The sequence below is a fragment of the Halomonas sp. MCCC 1A11062 genome, from assembly GCF_021404355.1.
Lineage (GTDB): Bacteria > Pseudomonadota > Gammaproteobacteria > Pseudomonadales > Halomonadaceae > Halomonas > Halomonas aerodenitrificans.
This window is the reverse complement of sequence record NZ_JABFTW010000004.1, coordinates 95,991-111,760: the sequence shown is the minus strand read 5'-3', so window position 1 is coordinate 111,760 and position 15,770 is coordinate 95,991. Positions and strand designations below refer to the sequence as shown.

The 15,770-nt window shown below is 64.5% G+C and carries 17 protein-coding genes and 1 tRNA gene; 10 read left to right on the top strand and 8 right to left on the bottom strand.

Annotated features, from left to right (window positions below; genetic code table 11):
- The first annotated feature begins 97 nt into the window (after window positions 1–97).
- The 3 genes from dusB to purH all read left to right on the top strand — a co-directional run bounded on the left by dusB (window position 98) and on the right by purH (window position 3,130).
- Window positions 98–1,141 (top strand): tRNA dihydrouridine synthase DusB, encoded by a 1,044-nt coding sequence (dusB, locus tag HOP58_RS05965; protein ID WP_010629118.1) that lies wholly within the window; start codon window positions 98–100, stop codon window positions 1,139–1,141.
- Window positions 1,138–1,476: a DNA-binding transcriptional regulator Fis gene (gene fis, locus HOP58_RS05960; RefSeq protein ID WP_010629119.1), complete on the top strand. Its 339-nt coding sequence runs from the start codon at window positions 1,138–1,140 to the stop codon at window positions 1,474–1,476. The genes dusB and fis overlap by 4 nt, the downstream gene beginning before the upstream one ends.
- 73 nt (window positions 1,477–1,549) lie before the next feature.
- Entirely contained in the window at window positions 1,550–3,130 is a 1,581-nt protein-coding gene (purH, locus tag HOP58_RS05955) for a bifunctional phosphoribosylaminoimidazolecarboxamide formyltransferase/IMP cyclohydrolase (RefSeq protein ID WP_010629120.1), read from the top strand.
- Window positions 3,131–3,238: 108 nt separating this feature from the next.
- Here purH and HOP58_RS05950 read toward each other — a convergent pair whose 3' ends face one another.
- The 6 genes from HOP58_RS05950 to folE all read right to left on the bottom strand — a co-directional run bounded on the left by HOP58_RS05950 (window position 3,239) and on the right by folE (window position 8,030).
- Window positions 3,239–3,922 carry a penicillin-insensitive murein endopeptidase gene (locus HOP58_RS05950; RefSeq protein ID WP_202949105.1) on the bottom strand — a complete coding sequence of 228 codons (684 nt, stop codon included), beginning with the start codon at window positions 3,920–3,922 and terminating at the stop codon, window positions 3,239–3,241.
- An 86-nt stretch (window positions 3,923–4,008) separates the two neighbouring features.
- Window positions 4,009–4,797, bottom strand: a complete 789-nt coding sequence (locus HOP58_RS05945) for a DUF2071 domain-containing protein (protein ID WP_234259805.1) — start codon at window positions 4,795–4,797, stop codon at window positions 4,009–4,011.
- 276 nt (window positions 4,798–5,073) lie between these two features.
- Window positions 5,074–6,531: an NAD-dependent succinate-semialdehyde dehydrogenase gene (locus HOP58_RS05940; RefSeq protein ID WP_010629123.1), complete on the bottom strand. Its 1,458-nt coding sequence runs from the start codon at window positions 6,529–6,531 to the stop codon at window positions 5,074–5,076.
- 70 nt (window positions 6,532–6,601) lie between these two features.
- Window positions 6,602–6,919 carry a DUF4190 domain-containing protein gene (locus HOP58_RS05935; RefSeq protein WP_010629124.1) on the bottom strand — a complete coding sequence of 106 codons (318 nt, stop codon included), beginning with the start codon at window positions 6,917–6,919 and terminating at the stop codon, window positions 6,602–6,604.
- Between the two features lie 96 nt (window positions 6,920–7,015).
- Window positions 7,016–7,426 carry a dihydroneopterin triphosphate 2'-epimerase gene (gene folX, locus HOP58_RS05930; RefSeq protein WP_010629125.1) on the bottom strand — a complete coding sequence of 137 codons (411 nt, stop codon included), beginning with the start codon at window positions 7,424–7,426 and terminating at the stop codon, window positions 7,016–7,018.
- Between the two features lie 46 nt (window positions 7,427–7,472).
- Window positions 7,473–8,030, bottom strand: coding sequence for a GTP cyclohydrolase I FolE (folE, locus tag HOP58_RS05925; protein ID WP_010629126.1), 558 nt, complete (start codon window positions 8,028–8,030; stop codon window positions 7,473–7,475).
- Between the two features lie 271 nt (window positions 8,031–8,301).
- On the opposite strand from folE, the gene HOP58_RS05920 reads away from it, so the two are divergent.
- On the top strand, window positions 8,302–8,865 hold the full coding sequence (locus HOP58_RS05920) for a hypothetical protein (protein ID WP_010629127.1): 564 nt from the start codon (window positions 8,302–8,304) through the stop codon (window positions 8,863–8,865).
- A 91-nt stretch (window positions 8,866–8,956) separates the two neighbouring features.
- Here HOP58_RS05920 and HOP58_RS05915 read toward each other — a convergent pair whose 3' ends face one another.
- Both HOP58_RS05915 and HOP58_RS05910 read right to left on the bottom strand, forming a co-directional pair.
- Window positions 8,957–9,943, bottom strand: a complete 987-nt coding sequence (locus tag HOP58_RS05915; RefSeq protein ID WP_010629128.1) for a serine/threonine protein kinase — start codon at window positions 9,941–9,943, stop codon at window positions 8,957–8,959.
- Between the two features lie 69 nt (window positions 9,944–10,012).
- Window positions 10,013–10,750, bottom strand: a complete 738-nt coding sequence (locus tag HOP58_RS05910) for a ComF family protein (protein ID WP_010629129.1) — start codon at window positions 10,748–10,750, stop codon at window positions 10,013–10,015.
- A 272-nt stretch (window positions 10,751–11,022) separates the two neighbouring features.
- On the opposite strand from HOP58_RS05910, the gene bioB reads away from it, so the two are divergent.
- The 6 genes from bioB (at window position 11,023) to HOP58_RS05880 (ending at window position 15,664) form a co-directional block, all read left to right on the top strand.
- Window positions 11,023–12,138, top strand: a complete 1,116-nt coding sequence (bioB, locus tag HOP58_RS05905; protein ID WP_234259804.1) for a biotin synthase BioB — start codon at window positions 11,023–11,025, stop codon at window positions 12,136–12,138.
- 4 nt (window positions 12,139–12,142) lie between these two features.
- The gene (bioF, locus tag HOP58_RS05900; RefSeq protein WP_234259803.1) at window positions 12,143–13,297 is read left to right on the top strand and encodes an 8-amino-7-oxononanoate synthase; all 1,155 of its coding nucleotides are present in this window, start codon (window positions 12,143–12,145) and stop codon (window positions 13,295–13,297) included.
- Window positions 13,294–14,025: an alpha/beta fold hydrolase gene (locus HOP58_RS05895; RefSeq protein WP_234259802.1), complete on the top strand. Its 732-nt coding sequence runs from the start codon at window positions 13,294–13,296 to the stop codon at window positions 14,023–14,025. Before bioF ends, HOP58_RS05895 begins: the two co-directional genes overlap by 4 nt.
- Window positions 14,022–14,852 carry a methyltransferase domain-containing protein gene (locus tag HOP58_RS05890; RefSeq protein WP_234259801.1) on the top strand — a complete coding sequence of 277 codons (831 nt, stop codon included), beginning with the start codon at window positions 14,022–14,024 and terminating at the stop codon, window positions 14,850–14,852. The genes HOP58_RS05895 and HOP58_RS05890 overlap by 4 nt, the downstream gene beginning before the upstream one ends.
- Window positions 14,834–15,535: a dethiobiotin synthase gene (gene bioD / locus HOP58_RS05885; RefSeq protein ID WP_010629134.1), complete on the top strand. Its 702-nt coding sequence runs from the start codon at window positions 14,834–14,836 to the stop codon at window positions 15,533–15,535. The genes HOP58_RS05890 and bioD overlap by 19 nt, the downstream gene beginning before the upstream one ends.
- Before the next feature lie 44 nt (window positions 15,536–15,579).
- Window positions 15,580–15,664: transfer RNA gene (locus tag HOP58_RS05880), tRNA-Leu, on the top strand.
- Window positions 15,665–15,770 lie beyond the last annotated feature (106 nt).

Here is a 15,770-nt window from a genome sequence, read left to right as displayed (position 1 = left end):
CCCGTTGACCGCCAACCTCACTTGGCCACCATCGTGACCTTCACCCTGCCCCTTCGGGGGCGTATCATATGCAGCCCCTGGTTCACTGAGCCGCCCCATGCCCGATAGTCGCCCACTGCCACAGATCGGTCGCCACCGCCTGCCCAACCGGGTCATCCTGGCCCCCATGGCCGGCGTCACCGACCGCCCTTTCCGCCAGCTCTGCCGCCGTCTGGGGGCCGGACTGGTGGTGGGCGAGATGGTCACCTCCGACCCGGCACTGTGGAATACGCGCAAGTCGCGCCAGCGTATGGACCATACGGGCGAGCCGGGGCCGCGTGCGGTGCAGATCGCTGGCGGCGACGCCGCCATGCTGGCCGAGGCCGCGCGACTGAACGCCGCACAGGGCGCCGAGATCATTGACATCAACATGGGCTGTCCGGCGAAGAAGGTCTGCAACAAGGCCGCCGGCTCGGCCCTGCTGCGCGACGAAGCGCTGGTGGCGGAGATCCTCGACGCCGTGGTTGCCGCGGTCGAGGTGCCGGTGACGCTCAAGATCCGCACCGGCTGGTGCGCCGACAGCAACAACGGCGTGCGCGTGGCACGGCTGGCCGAAAGCGCCGGTATTCAGGCGCTGGCGGTACATGGCCGTCATCGTCAGCAGCGCTACCAGGGTGAAGCGGAATACGACACCATCGCCGCCATCAAGCAGGCGGTGAGCATCCCGGTCTTCGCCAACGGCGATATCGACTCTCCACGCAAGGCGGCCGAAGTTCTGGACTATACTGGTGCGGATGCGGTGATGATCGGCCGCGGCGCCCAGGGCAACCCCTGGATTTTTCGCGAGATCGACCATTACCTGCGCTACGGGCGCACTTGCCCGCCTCCCGACATGAACGAGCGCGCCGATGCCCTGCTGGGCCATGTCCGTGCCCTGCACGACTTCTACGGCCACTACATGGGGGTGCGCATTGCACGCAAGCACCTGGGTTGGTATCTCGCTGCCGACCGCCGCTTCGACAGCGACCGGCAGCGCGAGCTGCGGGCAGCCTTCAATGCCCTGGAGCAGCCGAACGAACAGTATGACTTCATCGACGATCTGTTTTCCCTCGAGGGCGCAACCGGCCTTTCGTGGGCAACGAATGGAATCAGTGCCGCATGAACCGTGAAGTTTTCGACCCCAATGCCAATCTGCCAGGCCTGGAGGCTAGCGCCTTGACCGGCCTGCCCGAGCTCGGCAGCCTCACCACGCCGCCCAGTACGCTGGGCGAACAGCCCCTGCGCGAAGCCGTTGACGCCGCCATGCGACGCTACTTCGACCACCTGGACGGCGGTACCGTGACCGACCTCTACGCCATGGTCATGGCCGAGGTCGAGGCGCCGCTGCTGGCCAGCGTGCTGGAATACACCCAGGGCAACCAGACCCGCGCCGCCGAAATGCTCGGCCTCAACCGCGGCACCCTGCGCAAGAAGCTCAAGCAGCACGACCTGATCTGACACCGCCGGGCGACGCTCCCTGAACGGCCCGGCCCCTTACACATCCACTTCCGACAGAGAGTTGCACCGCACCATGGCCCAAGCCTCCCCCACCCCGGTACGCCGCGCCCTGATCAGCGTCTCCGACAAGACCGGCATCGTCGACTTCGCCCGCGGCCTGAGCGAACGCGGTGTCGAGCTGCTTTCGACCGGCGGCACCTTCCGCCTGCTGCAGGAGAACGGCATCGCCGTTACCGAGGTGTCTGAGCACACCGGCTTCCCCGAGATCATGGACGGCCGCGTCAAGACCCTGCACCCGAAGATCCATGGCGGCATCCTGGGTCGCCGCGGTCAGGACGACGCGGTGATGGTCGAACACGGCATCGCGCCCATCGACATGGTGGTGGTCAACCTCTACCCCTTCGCCCAGACCGTCGCCAAGCCGGACTGCACCCTGGAAGACGCCATCGAGAACATCGACATCGGCGGCCCGACCATGGTCCGCGCCTGCGCCAAGAACCACGCCCACACCACCATCGTGGTGGATGCCGGCGACTATGAGCGCGTGCTGGCCGAGATCGACTCCCAGAGTGGCGCAGTAAGCCATGCCACCCGCTTCGACCTGGCAGTGAAGGCCTTCGAACACACCGCCGGCTACGATGCCGCCATCGCCGACTACCTGGGCCAGCGTGTGCCCGGCGGCGAGGATGGCTTCCCGCGTACCTACAACGTGCAGTTCGTCAAGAAGCAGGCCATGCGCTACGGCGAGAACCCGCACCAGAGCGCGGCCTTCTACGTCGAAGCCGACGCCCGCGAGGCAAGCGTCGCCACCGCTCGTCAGCTGCAGGGCAAGGAGCTCTCGTTCAACAACGTGGCCGACACCGACGCCGCCTTCGAGTGCGTCAAGAGCTTCACCGACATCGCCTGCGTGATCGTCAAGCACGCCAATCCCTGCGGCGTAGCGGTAGGCGCCTCGCCCCGTGAAGCCTACGACAAGGCCTTCGCCACCGACCCCACCAGCGCCTTTGGCGGCATCATCGCCTTCAACCGCCCGCTCGACGCCGAGACCGCCCGCGCCATCATCGACCGCCAGTTCGTCGAGGTGATCATCGCCCCCGGGGTCGAGGAAGCCGCCCGTGCCATCGTCGCCGAGAAGCAGAACGTGCGCCTGCTCGACGTCGGCGACAACTGGCCCGGCGAGCGCGAGCACGCCCACGACTTCAAGCGCGTCACCGGCGGGCTGCTGGTCCAGGACCGCGACCTCGGCATGGTCGGCCGCGACGAGCTGACCGTGGTCAGCGAGCGGGTGCCCAGCGAGCAGGAGATGCGCGACCTGGCCTTCGCCTGGAAGGTGGCCAAGTACGTCAAGTCCAACGCCATCGTCTACGCCAAGGACGGCCAGACCATCGGCGTCGGCGCCGGCCAGATGAGCCGCGTCTACTCGGCCAAGATCGCCGGCATCAAGGCAGCCGACGAGGGCCTCTCCGTGCCCGGCTCGGTGATGGCCTCGGACGCCTTCTTCCCCTTCCGCGACGGCATCGACGCCGCCGCAGCGGCCGGCATCACCGCGGTGATCCAGCCCGGCGGCTCCATGCGCGACCAGGAGGTGATCGACGCCGCCAACGAAGCGGGAATCGCCATGGTGTTTACCGGCATGCGCCACTTCAAGCACTGACTACCAGCGCAAGCCGGCAGTCCCACGCCAGACGCAGAAGCCCCCATCGGTGCAGTTCAAACCGATGGGGGCTTCTACCGTCCGGTGGCTGACTTATCAACGTGAGAACTACTCGGCGACCCCACCAGTCAGCTCGAAATCCACGTGGTAATGATCGTCATGCCGGACCCAGGACGGATTGACGTTGAAAGTCAGACGATGCCTAAGCGTGGTGCCGAGTTCGGTTTCGTACAGCCTCCGCTGCAGGTCCGGAGCAAAAACCACCAGTGCAATACGAAGACCGTGCTGCTGTGCGGCGACATCCAGCGCATCCAGGTGTGCCGCCATCGCTTCGAAATCGATCCTGAGATCACCAGACTGCCCTTCTTGATCGAATTGCAGGGCATAACCGAACTTGTTGAAAGGCGTCGTGGGCAACGCGGTTGAGGTACCGTTACGTGTTACCGGCACCATGAAGTCCACCGAGAGCCCGTTCTGGTGGGTACGATGCGGTCTGAACCTCCCACCCCATGGCCATCCCGTCTCCCCATACACGTACCGGACCTCGGGTGTGATTTCCTCAAGTGCCATATATGAGTCTAGCATCGTGTCGCGCACACGGTCGTTGACGGCAGTTCTGCCTAGCGTCGAGCCCAGCCTCGAATACGTTCGGTAATTCGGCCCTGCAGAAGGAAGGCGCTTGCCATGAAGCAATCGGCCGTCATTCGTCGGTCCTATACTCACGCTCGGCGTTTCAGGCTCAATCCAACGAAGCAAGTCATTGCCCCAATAAGCACATGCCGACAAGAGCATGACGGCTACTACTGTGGAAATCATGGCTCTTTTCATTTTTAATCTTTGCTTCGCCTCACACCTAAACCAGGTGACTTGACAACACCTCAATCGACAATTTTCGGAGGTAAATAGATGGTAAACTCATTGAGAGGCTCAATCAGGACACTGTAAGGATAATTCTGCTCCAACTCATTGACAATGCCAAGATCAGACAAAAGCTTGAATTTCGCCGACTGCAACCTGGCCGGCTTTACCTCGAGCTCTTTATGCCAGACCCGATACGTGCCCAGCTTTTTGTCTCTGCGATGATAAAAGCCAGCCAAAGGGTGTGTAAGATAGACTAAAGCCGACTCGACATCTGGGAAACCAGGGAACTCGAGTGAATCGGCTTCTGACTGAGCCAATTCGACTGAGGCCTCAGCCCAGGCAGACCGGGTCTCCATTTGGTAGCTATCGTACAATCCGGTCTCTTCATTCAAAGTGCAATCGAACCTCACCTTTCCTGCATGCCACGGAAGATTCCATAAATACCTGGGAACGACCAAGGCCCAAGAATCCAAGACCGTACCAAGAAACCATACACAACGCTCACCCGTTTCAGCATCGATAATGTAAATACGATAGTTCGTTTGCCCCATAGTAAACTTAGGAAACGGAAAAACCGCCGAAGTGAAATCTACGTCAACGAACGGAACGACCGATATCAGTCCCATCACCTGACCATCGACTTCTATGGTGTCCAATTTAAACCGATCCGGAAAAATACCCTGAAATCGCTCTGCCGGAACAGCGTAGGTGATGATTGCAAAATGCTGTAAACCACAAAGCACATCAATACCCTTTGGAGCAGGGCGCTCCAATAAATAATCTTCCATTTTTCTTGACAGTTGCACGACCGCTCCTTGAAATCTAATACCCGCTCCGAAAACCAGCCACGCTACCGCCCCTACCCTGCAAGCCGTGATGACTCTTCGCCATCCACGCGGTAGCCCCTGCGTTCCATCGATGTCATTCGTCATCTAGCCATCTGGGCGACTTTTAATAAGCCGTAACAATATGCAAATTGACTGATAGATGCAAAGAGGCGGCTTGGGTAGGCTGAGGTGGGTATGGAAAGGCCGGCATTGCGCCGGCCTTGATGGTTACCGTGGAGTGGCTTGTGCTTCGGCTCAACCCAGGTCGATGCAGAGGTACTTGGTCTCGAGAAACTCCTCGATTCCCTGGTGACCGCCTTCGCGGCCGAGGCCTGAAGCCTTGACGCCGCCGAACGGTGCCGCAGTGTTGGAGATGAGCCCGGTGTTGATACCCACCATGCCGTACTCCAGCGCATCGGCAACGCGCCATACCCGGCCCAGATCCCGCGAGTAGAAGTAGGAGGCCAAGCCGTATTGGGTGTCGTTGGCCATCTGCACGGCGTCTTCCTCGTCCTCGAAGGGGAACACCGCTGCCAGCGGGCCGAAGGTCTCCTCATGGGCGACCTTCATGTCGGCGTTGGCGAAGCTGATCAAGGTCGGTGAGAAGAAGTTGCCACCCAGCGGATGGGGATTGCCGCCCAGCAGCAGCTCCGCGCCTTTGTCGACGGCGTCGTGCACGTGCTCGCTGACCTTGGCCACCGCCTTGTCATCGATCAGCGGGCCGATGTTGATGTCCGGCTCGGTGCCATCACCCACCTTGAGCTCGCTGTTCATGGCCACCGCCAGCTTTTCGCAGAAGGCGTTGATCACGCTCGACTGCACCAGGAAGCGGTTGGTGCAGATGCAGGTCTGGCCGGCATTGCGGAACTTGGCCGCCATGGCTCCCTCGACGGCGGCATCCAGGTCGGCATCCTCGAAGACGATGAACGGTGCATTGCCACCCAGCTCCAGCGAGATCTTCTGAATGTGGCGAGAGGCTTGCGCCATCAGTTCGCGGCCCACCTCGGTGGAGCCGGTGAAGGTGATCTTGCGCACCAGCGGCGACTCGGTCATTGCCGAGGCGATCTCGCTGGCCCGGCCCGGCACCACGTTGAAGACGCCGCGCGGGATGCCGGCACGCTCGGCCAGCAGCGCCAGGGCAGTGGCCGAGAACGGGGTCTGGCTGGCCGGCTTGATCACGATGGTACAGCCTGCCGCCAGCGCCGCGCCGGCCTTGCGCGTGATCATCGCCGCCGGGAAGTTCCACGGCGTGATGGCACCGACCACCCCCACCGGCTGCTTGGTCACCACGATACGCTGATTGGGCTTCGACGCCGGGATGGTCTCGCCGTAGATGCGCCGCGCCTCTTCGGCGAACCAACGCAGGAAACTCGCCGCATAGGCGATCTCACCGGCGGCCTCCTTGAGCGGCTTGCCCTGCTCGTGGGTCATGATCATTGCCAGGTCGTCCTGATGCTCCATCATCAGGTCGTGCCATTTCATGATGATGTCGGCCCGCTCCTGGGCGGTGAGGGCACGCCAACCGACCAGCGCCGCATCCGCTGCGGCGATGGCGCGCTCGGTCTCTGCCCGGCCCAGCCTCGGTACGGTACCGAAGGTCTCGCCGGTCGCCGGGTTGACCACTTCGATCTGCTCACCGCTGTCGGCAGCGACCCAACTGCCGTCGATATAGGCGAACGGACAGTAGAGCTGCGTTTCCTTCAGAGCTTCCATGTCGTTTCTCCTGGCCTCTACGGGCCTTGCTTCACTTGGCGTGTATGAATTCGTGCCGCGCCCTGTTTCGTCATTCCACCTCGATAGTGCGCGGCTCGGGGGCAGTGGCGGGAGCATCGTCCAGCACCGGGGGCTGGAGCATCGCCGTCAGTATGGCAAGTATCAGCACCAGCGCGATGGCCAGCCAGCAAAAAGCTCGGCCAATGTAGCGGTCGGGGCGGCGGCGGATCTGGCGCAGTCCCATCAATGCGAAGATGGCGGCGGCAATGTTCAGTGGTGGCAGGCTGCCCTGGAACAGCAGGGCAACGAGTGCCGTCACGATGGCGGTCATGGCCCAGGGGGCATAACGCCGCCGCGGCGACTCCGGGGCGGAGATGTCACGTTCCAACGTTGCGTCTCTCTCTTTCGGCTCAGCGGTACTGCCCCATGCTAAGCGCAAAGACCCGCTGCCACCAACCCGAGGCAGATTGAGGAGAGGTATCGATCAGTGCCGGCGACGCGGTTCCCGGCTGGCGGAGAGCGTAATGGAGACGGAATCGGCAAAGCGCAGCGCATGGGGCTTGTCGATCTCCACCTGAGCGGTGAGCACCTCCTCGTGGGACATGATCAGATCCAGCACCTCGCGGGTCATGCGCTCCAGCAGTTGGAAGCGGCCTTCCTCCACCAGAGCGATGAGCTCCTTGGTGATGGTGCGATAGTTCAGCGCTTGCTCGATACGATTGAACGCCATCGCCTTGTCGGCCCGGTAGCGGATCACGGCATTGATCACCACGTCCTGCCGATTGAGGATCTCCTCGTCCTTGATGCCGATGTAGGTACGCAAACGCAGGTTCTTGATGCGGATGGTCGCCAGGTCATGGTCGAGATGCTGATCATCCAGAGCGTGCAGGGGCATGGCGTTGGCTCCTATGAAGGAAGACCGCTAGGCCGGCGCGGCGCGTTCAGCGCCCAGCGACCAGCATGAGAAACTCCTGACGTGTCGTCGGGTTGTCGCGGAACGCACCCAGCATCACCGAAGAGGACATGCTGGAATTCTGCTTCTCCACGCCGCGCATCATCATGCACAGATGGCGCGCCTCGACCACCACGCCGACCCCCCGTGCACCGGTGACCTGCTGCACGGCTTCGGCCACCTGTCGGGTCAGATTCTCCTGGATCTGCATGCGACGGGCATACATGTCGACGATACGTGCAAACTTGGACAGACCCAGCACCTTGCCCCTCGGCAGGTAGGCGATGTGGCACTTGCCGATGAACGGCAGCAGGTGGTGCTCGCACATCGAATAGAGTTCGATGTCCTTGATCAGCACCATCTCGTCGGTCTCGCTTTCGAACACGGCGCCGTTGACCAGCTCCTCGAGCGTCTGTGAGTAACCGCGGGTGAGAAACTGCATCGCCTTGGCGGCACGCTTGGGCGTATCGCGCAGCCCCTCACGCTCAGGGTCCTCCCCCAATTCGAGAATGATCTGGCGATAGAAGTTGGCAAGCTCTTCGTTCATGGTCAGGCCCTGCGACTGCTGGATGGTACCGCTCGTTTCGCGATGGCCCGGCCATCGTCGCTGCTAGTCAAAAAATATACAAAAATTATACTTTGTACAACTTTTTCCAATCCTGCCGTCATTCTACCGTAACCCACAGTATCTCGCAGGCAGGTCGTCTGAAATTGCTCCGCTGCGACATTCGTGCCACTGCTGCGTAGCGCCAGCTATGGTAAAATGCCATGTATCGAAACTGCCGAAACGCGCAGACTTGTCCCCGCGAGAGCACGCTATGATCAAGATTTCGGATGCGATACTGACGGCCAGCGGAGTGGCCCTACTTCTGATGCCTCTGCATGCCTCGGCAGGCACCCTCTCTCTACCCAAGGATGCCACCGTCGCGGTGCAGGCGGTCGACAGCCTGATACTGTCAGGCGGAGAGACGCGACTGGACGACATTCTGCTACGTCCCGCCGGCGCAGCTGCCGAAGCCAGCCATGAGCTGCCGGAGTATTGCGTTCTCGTCGGCGATGCCCGTCAGGACGGCGATCGTCTTCGTATCACCACCAAGTCGTTGACCTGCATCGAGACGGATGGCGGCGACAGCGATATCTACAGCGGCAGCCTCTCTGCCGCCGGCTACGAGCTGGATGGCAGCTACGGGATCGTGGCGTGTGACGGTGAGCGCTGCGAGCTGGACGCCGATCATGTGTTTCATCTCAAGCTGGCCAGCACGCTGGAGATCGAGGAGCAGGACAATCCTTCTGCCCGTATCAACGAGCAGCGCCGCCAGGCCAACGGCGCGGGCATCGCCAACCCGATTCCCGCCGAGCGTCCCGAGCCCGACGATCAGTGACCTTCTCTCGGCGCACTCCAGCGGAGTGCGCCGGGCTTCCCTTCGCAGCGCTAGCACCTAACTCTCAAACCAGTCTCTCTCGTGCCAATCGTCAGGCCAGCCAGCGCGGCGCCCGCTCCAACGCCAGCCGCTGCTGCTCCAACTGACGAATGTGCGCATCCCAATAGCCGGCGTCGGACACCCAGGGGAAGGCCGGGGGAAAGGCCGGATCGTCCCAGCGTGCGACCACCCAGGCACTGTGACGCATCAGGCGCAACGTTCGCAGCGGCTCGATCAGCTTCAATTCACTGCGGTCGAACTCGCGCTGCTGCTCGTAGCCCTCCAGCACCTCAGAGAGCTGCATCTGCCACTCCACCTCGTGCTCGGCGGTGAACAGCATCCAGAGATCCTGAATGGCCGGGGCCATCAGGCAGTCGTCGAAGTCCACCAGCGCGAAGTGGTCGTCGCGGCCCAGCATGTTGCCGATATGGCAGTCGCCCTGTACCCGTATCGTCATCTCCGGCTTCCAGGCGTAGGCCTGCAGCTCGGCGTATAACGCGTTGCTGATCCGCTCGTAAGCCTGGCGCTGGCGACGGTCGAGCCAAGGGGCGCCGAGCACCCGCTGCTGGGCTTCGCGCACCATGCCATCCAGATCGAGACTCACGCGATGGCGAAAGGTAGAGCGCTCGCCAATGGCGTGCACGGCGCCGATCAGCTCGCCCAGCGCAAACAGATGGGTGGGATTCTCCAGCTCCGGCGCCTGCCCCGACAGCTGCGGGAACAGCGCCAGCCGAAAGCCCTCGGCATGATGCAGGCTCTGCCCCGCCGCGTTGCGCCAGGGCGCCGCCACGGCCACTCCCTCTGCTACCAGCTCATCCAGGAAGTCGTGCTCTTCCTGGATCTGGGCGTCCTGCCAACGCTCGGGGCGATAGAACTTGGCCACCCAGCGCCGCCCCTCGTCGTCATGCAGCAGATACACCCGGTTCTCATAGCTGTTCAGCGCGAAGGGCTCGCCGGGCAGCCAGAAGCCGAGCGACTCGACGGCGGCCACGACGCGGGCGGGAGAAAGGCTGGCAAAAGGATGCGGCGTGCTCTGCATGATCGTCACCGGTTGAAAAGAACCCCCTATCTTATCAGCCGGAGCCGAGCCTGTGAGCCGGCCTGCCGCTTATAACGGAGTGCGCGCCAACGCCCAGGCCTCCACCTCGCGGGCGCCAGCGGCCAGGCAGGCCCGGGCCAGTGCATCCAGAGTAGCGCCGGTGGTCATGACGTCGTCAAGCAGCGCCACGCGCTCGGGGAGTGCTTCGGTAATCACGAACGCATCGCGCAGATTACCAAAGCGCTCGGTGCGGTCCAGGCCGCGCTGCGAGGGGGTGTGATGGCGCCGCTGCGCCCTGTAGAGCCGCAGACCATGGCGCGCCGCCAGGCGCCTGGCCAGCCAGTCGGCCTGGTCGAAGCCGCGCTCCCGGGCACGCTTGGGGTGCAGCGGCACCGGAATCAGCGCCTCGGGCCAGCCCAACTTCTGCTGCCCCTGCCCCAGCTCGAAGAGTTCAAGCAGCACGGTGCCGGCCCGCGGCGAGGCATGAAACTTGAAGCGCTGCATCAACTGGGCCACTTCATCTTGATAACGCAACGGCACATGCGAACGGACGAAGGCCGGCGGTCGGCTCAGGCAGTGGCCGCAACGTTTTTCAGCCAGCGACCCCGAGGGCTGCGGTTCGGCGCAACTGGGACAGGCCGGCAGGTTCCACGGCAGAGCCTCGAAGCAGGCCTGGCACCAGGGGCGGTCCCGCTCCGCCGGCGCCAGGCAGAAGCCGCAGCGGCCCGGCAGTGCACGGCGCAGGCCGAGATCGAGGCCGTGCCAGCGCGAACGCAGCCAGCCGACCGTCGTCTTGCGACCGATCACTGCTTCTTCACTCGCCGCCTTATCTGAGCCTGCTGCTTCTGGCGACGCTTCCGGTGCGCATTGGGGCTCGATGTTTTCCTGCACGGCCTGGGTCCTTGTGCCATGGCTGACAAACGCCGAGCTTATCACTTTACGACGTAGAAACAGGCCAAGCGGTGCGCAACCAGACGGTAGTCAACCCTGTCACAATAGCGGGTTGACAGCCCCTCAGTTTCACGTACGCTTCATGGTCAACATCATGACTTTTCAAAGTTGACCAAGGCGAGTCCATCATGACCGATGCCCTGCACACCAGTCCCAGCGGCCTGTCCGATTCCCATGCCAATGCGCAGCCGCGCCACGACTGGTCGCTGGCCGAGATCGAGGCGCTCTTCGCCCTGCCCTTCAACGATCTGCTGTTCCGCGCCCAGCAGGTGCATCGCGCCCACTTCGACCCCAACGCCGTGCAGGTTTCCACCCTGCTCTCGATCAAGACCGGCGCCTGTCCGGAAGATTGCAAGTACTGCCCCCAGTCGGGCCACTACACCACCGGGCTGGACAAGGAGAAGTTGCTGGAGATCGAGAAGGTGGTGGCCCAGGCCAAGGCCGCCCAGGAGGCCGGTGCCAGCCGCTTCTGCATGGGCGCGGCCTGGCGCAGCCCGCGTGAAAAGGATCTCGCCGTGGTGCTGGAGATGGTCAGCCGGGTCAAGGCCCTGGGGCTCGAGACCTGCATGACCCTGGGCATGGTGGATGGCGATCAGGCCCGCCGCCTGGCCGAGGCCGGTCTCGACTACTACAACCACAATCTGGATACCTCGCCGGAGTTCTACGGCGAGATCATCACCACCCGCACCTACTCCGACCGCCTGGAAACCCTGTCCAACGTACGCGATGCGGGCATGAAGGTGTGCTCCGGTGGCATTCTCGGCATGGGCGAGGCGCCTCGCGACCGTGCCGCGCTGCTGCAGCAGTTGGCCCGGCTCGAGCCGCATCCCGAGTCGGTGCCGATCAACATGCTGGTCAAGGTGCCGGGCACACCGCTGGAGCAGGTGGAGGATCTCGATCCCATCGAGTTCATACGTGCCATTGCCGTGGCCCGCATCCTGATGCCGGCCAGCCACGTGCGCCTGTCGGCCGGTCGTGAGCAGATGGACGAGTCGACCCAGGCGCTGGCCTTCCTTGCCGGAGCCAACTCCATCTTCTACGGCGACAGGCTGCTGACCACCGGCAACCCCCAGGTAGAGCGCGACCGCGCCTTGTTCGCCAAGCTCGGCCTGCATCCCGAGCGGCGCGAAACCTGCCAGGACGACACTCGCCAGCAGGCCTCGCTGGAAGGCGCCCTGGCCCGCCAGATGACCCAGGCCCAGGCGGCCAGCGCCGCCCTGGCCTACGACGCCACGCAGGTCTGAGGTCATGTCATCGGGTTCCGCCGTCTGGGCTGAGCGACTCGAAGCGGCCGCAGCCTGGCGCCGTACCCAGGGGCTCTGGCGTGAGCGCGACACGCTCCAGCCGGGACTGCTCGATTTTGCCGGCAACGATTACCTCGGCCTGAAGGACGATCCGCGCCTGGCCGAGACCCAGGCGACGGCAGTGCGCAGGTTCGGCGCCGGCGCCGGCGCCTCGCACCTGGTCAGCGGCCATCTGGAGGTCCATGAAGCGCTCGAACGGCGCCTGGCGACACTCGTCGGGCGGCCCCGGGCGCTGCTGTTCTCCACCGGCTACATGGCCAACCTGGGCACCCTTCAGGCTCTCTGCGACAGCGACACCCTGGTCTTCCAGGATCGACTCAACCACGCCTCCCTGCTGGACGGCGCCGCCCTCGCCGGGGCACGCTCGCGGCGCTTTCATCATCGCGACCTCGATGATCTCGAACGTCTGCTCAGCCGTGCGCCGGCCGAGGCCGCCAAGCTGGTAGTCAGCGACGGCGTGTTCAGCATGGACGGCGACGTGGCAGACATCGGCGGCCTGGCCACGGTCAGCGCCCGCCACGGCGCCTGGCTGATGATCGACGATGCCCATGGCATCGGTATTCTCGGCGCTCACGGCGACGGCTGTGTGGGACACACCCACGGGATCGAGCACGTTCCGGTCCTGGTCGGCACGCTGGGCAAGGCGCTGGGTACCGGCGGTGCCTTCGTGGCCGGTAGCGAAGCGCTGATAGAACATCTCATCCAGTTCGCCCGCGCCTACGTCTACACCACCGCCCAGCCGCCCGGCGTGGCCGCCGCCAGCCTGGCGGCACTCGACGTTCTGGCCGCCGAGCCGGAGCGCCGTCAGCAACTGCGCGACAACATCCACTACTTCCGCCACGAAGCGGCGCTGCTTGGCCTGCCCCTGGGCGACTCCTTCACTCCCATTCAACCCCTGGTTCTGGGCGAGGGTCGGCAGGTCATGCACTGGGCGACGCGCCTGCGTGAGGCAGGCCTGCTGGTTGGCGCCATTCGGCCGCCCACCGTACCCAACGGAGAAGCCCGGCTGCGTATCACCCTGCGCGCCAGCCACCCGCGGGAAAGCCTGAACCGGCTGCTCGAAGCGTTGGCCCGCCTGCACGTGGAGGACGCGGCATGACGGCCATGGTGCTGCTCTCAGGCTGGGGCATCGATGCACGCATCTGGCAGCCCCTCGCCCCCTACTGGCCGGCCGGCATGGAGGTGCACGCTCCCGACTGGCCCGGTTACGGCGAACGCCGTGCAGAGAGCCATCCTGCTTCACTGCCCGAACTTGCGGCGCTGATGCGCGATGCGCTGCCCGCCAATGCCGTCTGGGTCGGCTGGTCGCTCGGCGGCTTACTCGCCGGCGCGCTGCTGGCCCATCTGCCGCCGCCTCGGGCACTGGTATTGATCGGCACCGCGGCGCGCTTCTGTCAGGCGGGCGGCGTCTCGGCCACGGAACTCGACACCTTCCGCCGCGCCTTCGAGCGCCAGCCCCAGGCTACCTGGCAGCATTTTCTGCGTTGGCAGCTGCAGGGCGAGCCCACTCCGCGCACGGCGCATCGGCGGCTGCTGGACCTGATTGGGCCCCGGCCCAGCGCCTCGCCGCACACCTTGAAAACCGGGCTCGACCAGTTGGCCAACATCGACCTCACACTCCAGTTCACCGCGCCCCCCTGCCCGATTCGTCGAGTGGCGGGCGCCCACGACGGCTTGCTGGGCGAGGCGACACGTCACTCGGCCGATCTGCTACTGGCCGATACCGGACACTGTCCCATGCTGTCATGTCCGACGGCGCTCGCCGCCTATCTGACGCAACTGAGGAAAGAAGTGACAGCCGACGACAAGCACGAGGCGGCAACATGAGCGGGAGTCTTGGTCACGCCAATGTCCGGCCACTGCCGGACGATCCAAGCGACTGGCGCCGGCAGGTTGCCCAGGCCTTTTCCCGGGCCTCAGGCCGCTATACGCAGTTGGCACAGGCCCAGCAGCAGATGGGCGCGGCGCTGTGGGAGCATCTGCCGGCCCAAGCCGAGGTCGTGTTGGACCTGGGCTGCGGCCCTGGGCACTGGAGCCGGCGCCTGGCGGCGCATTTCGGCCCGCACTGCCAGGTAGTCGGGCTCGATCTTGCCCCGGGCATGCTGCAGGTGGCCCGCGAGACCGAGGGTGAAGGCATCGCCTGGCTCTGTGCCGATGCCGCCGAGCTGCCCCTGGCCGCCCGCCAGGTGGATCTGGTGTTCTCCAACCTGGCGATCCAGTGGTGTACCGATCTCGATGCGTTGATGGCCGAGCTGTTTCGCGTGCTGCGCCCCGGCGGACGGGCCGTGATCAATACCTTGGGGCCCGGTACGCTGCGCGAGGTGGCGCATGTCTGGTCCACTCCGGACACCCTGCTATCCTTCCGTTCGCGGCTGGAGCATCTGGCCAGCGCGCGACTGGCGGGTTTTACCCGGGTTCGCTGCAGCGAGACCGCCGAGCGCTTCTTCTACCCTGACCTGACGGCCGTCATGGCCTCGATCAGAGGAGTCGGCGCCCAGGCCACACGCTCTGCCGCGCGCCGCACCCGCCACGATCTACGCCGTGCCGAGCGGCGCTACGAGTCGCTGCGCGAGCCCGCGGGTCTGCCGCTGAGCTATCAGCGTCTTACCCTCGTTCTCGACAAGGAGCCGGCTTCATGTCCGTCTACTTCGTGACCGGCACCGATACCGATGCCGGCAAGACCCTCGTCGCCGCCGGCCTGCTGGCCCTGGCACGCGCCAGGGGGCTCACCACGCTGGGGCTCAAGCCCGTCGCCTCGGGCTGTGCCAACACTCCCGACGGCCTGCGCAACGACGATGCCCTGGCCCTACTGGCCCGCAGCGTGCCGGCGGTGAGCTATGACACGATCAACCCCTTCGCCTTCGAGCCCGCCATCGCCCCGCACCTGGCCGCCCAGCGCGCCGGCGTCCAGCTCGATCTGACCGGGCTGAGCGAACAGATTGCCGCCCGGCTGCAGACCCCACGCGATTTCACCCTGGTGGAGGGCGCCGGAGGCTGGCGGGTGCCGCTCAATGACAGCGAAGACCTGGCCGGGTTGGCGACGCGCCTCGATCTGCCGGTCGTCCTGGTAGTCGGCCTCAAGCTCGGCTGCCTCAACCATGCCTGCCTGACGGCGGAAGCGATACGTGCCGACGGCGCTCGTCTGGCCGGCTGGGTGGGCAACCTGCTGGATGCTGATTTCGCCCGCGACGAATCGCTCTATGCCGACAACCTGGCGACCCTGCAACGCACCCTCGACGCTCCCTGCCTGGGCGTGATACCGCGACTGAGCCGTGTGGCCCCGGCCAGGCGCCCCGAAGCCGCCATCGCGCACCTCGAGCTGCCTCATGGCAATTGACTTGCCCCCCGGGGTCCGTACAATGTGGACGCCTGCCCAACCGTGCGGATGTGGTGGAATTGGTAGACACGCCAGATTTAGGTTCTGGTGCCTTCGGGCGTGGGAGTTCAAGTCTCCCCATCCGCACCATCTCGGCTCACCCTCTTCGAGCCGTGTGACACTCCTCGTTTTTGCCCTTGCCGTTTTTGCCCTTGCCGTTTTTGTCGTTGCAAGGTACGCCGCAACCTGCGTGGCT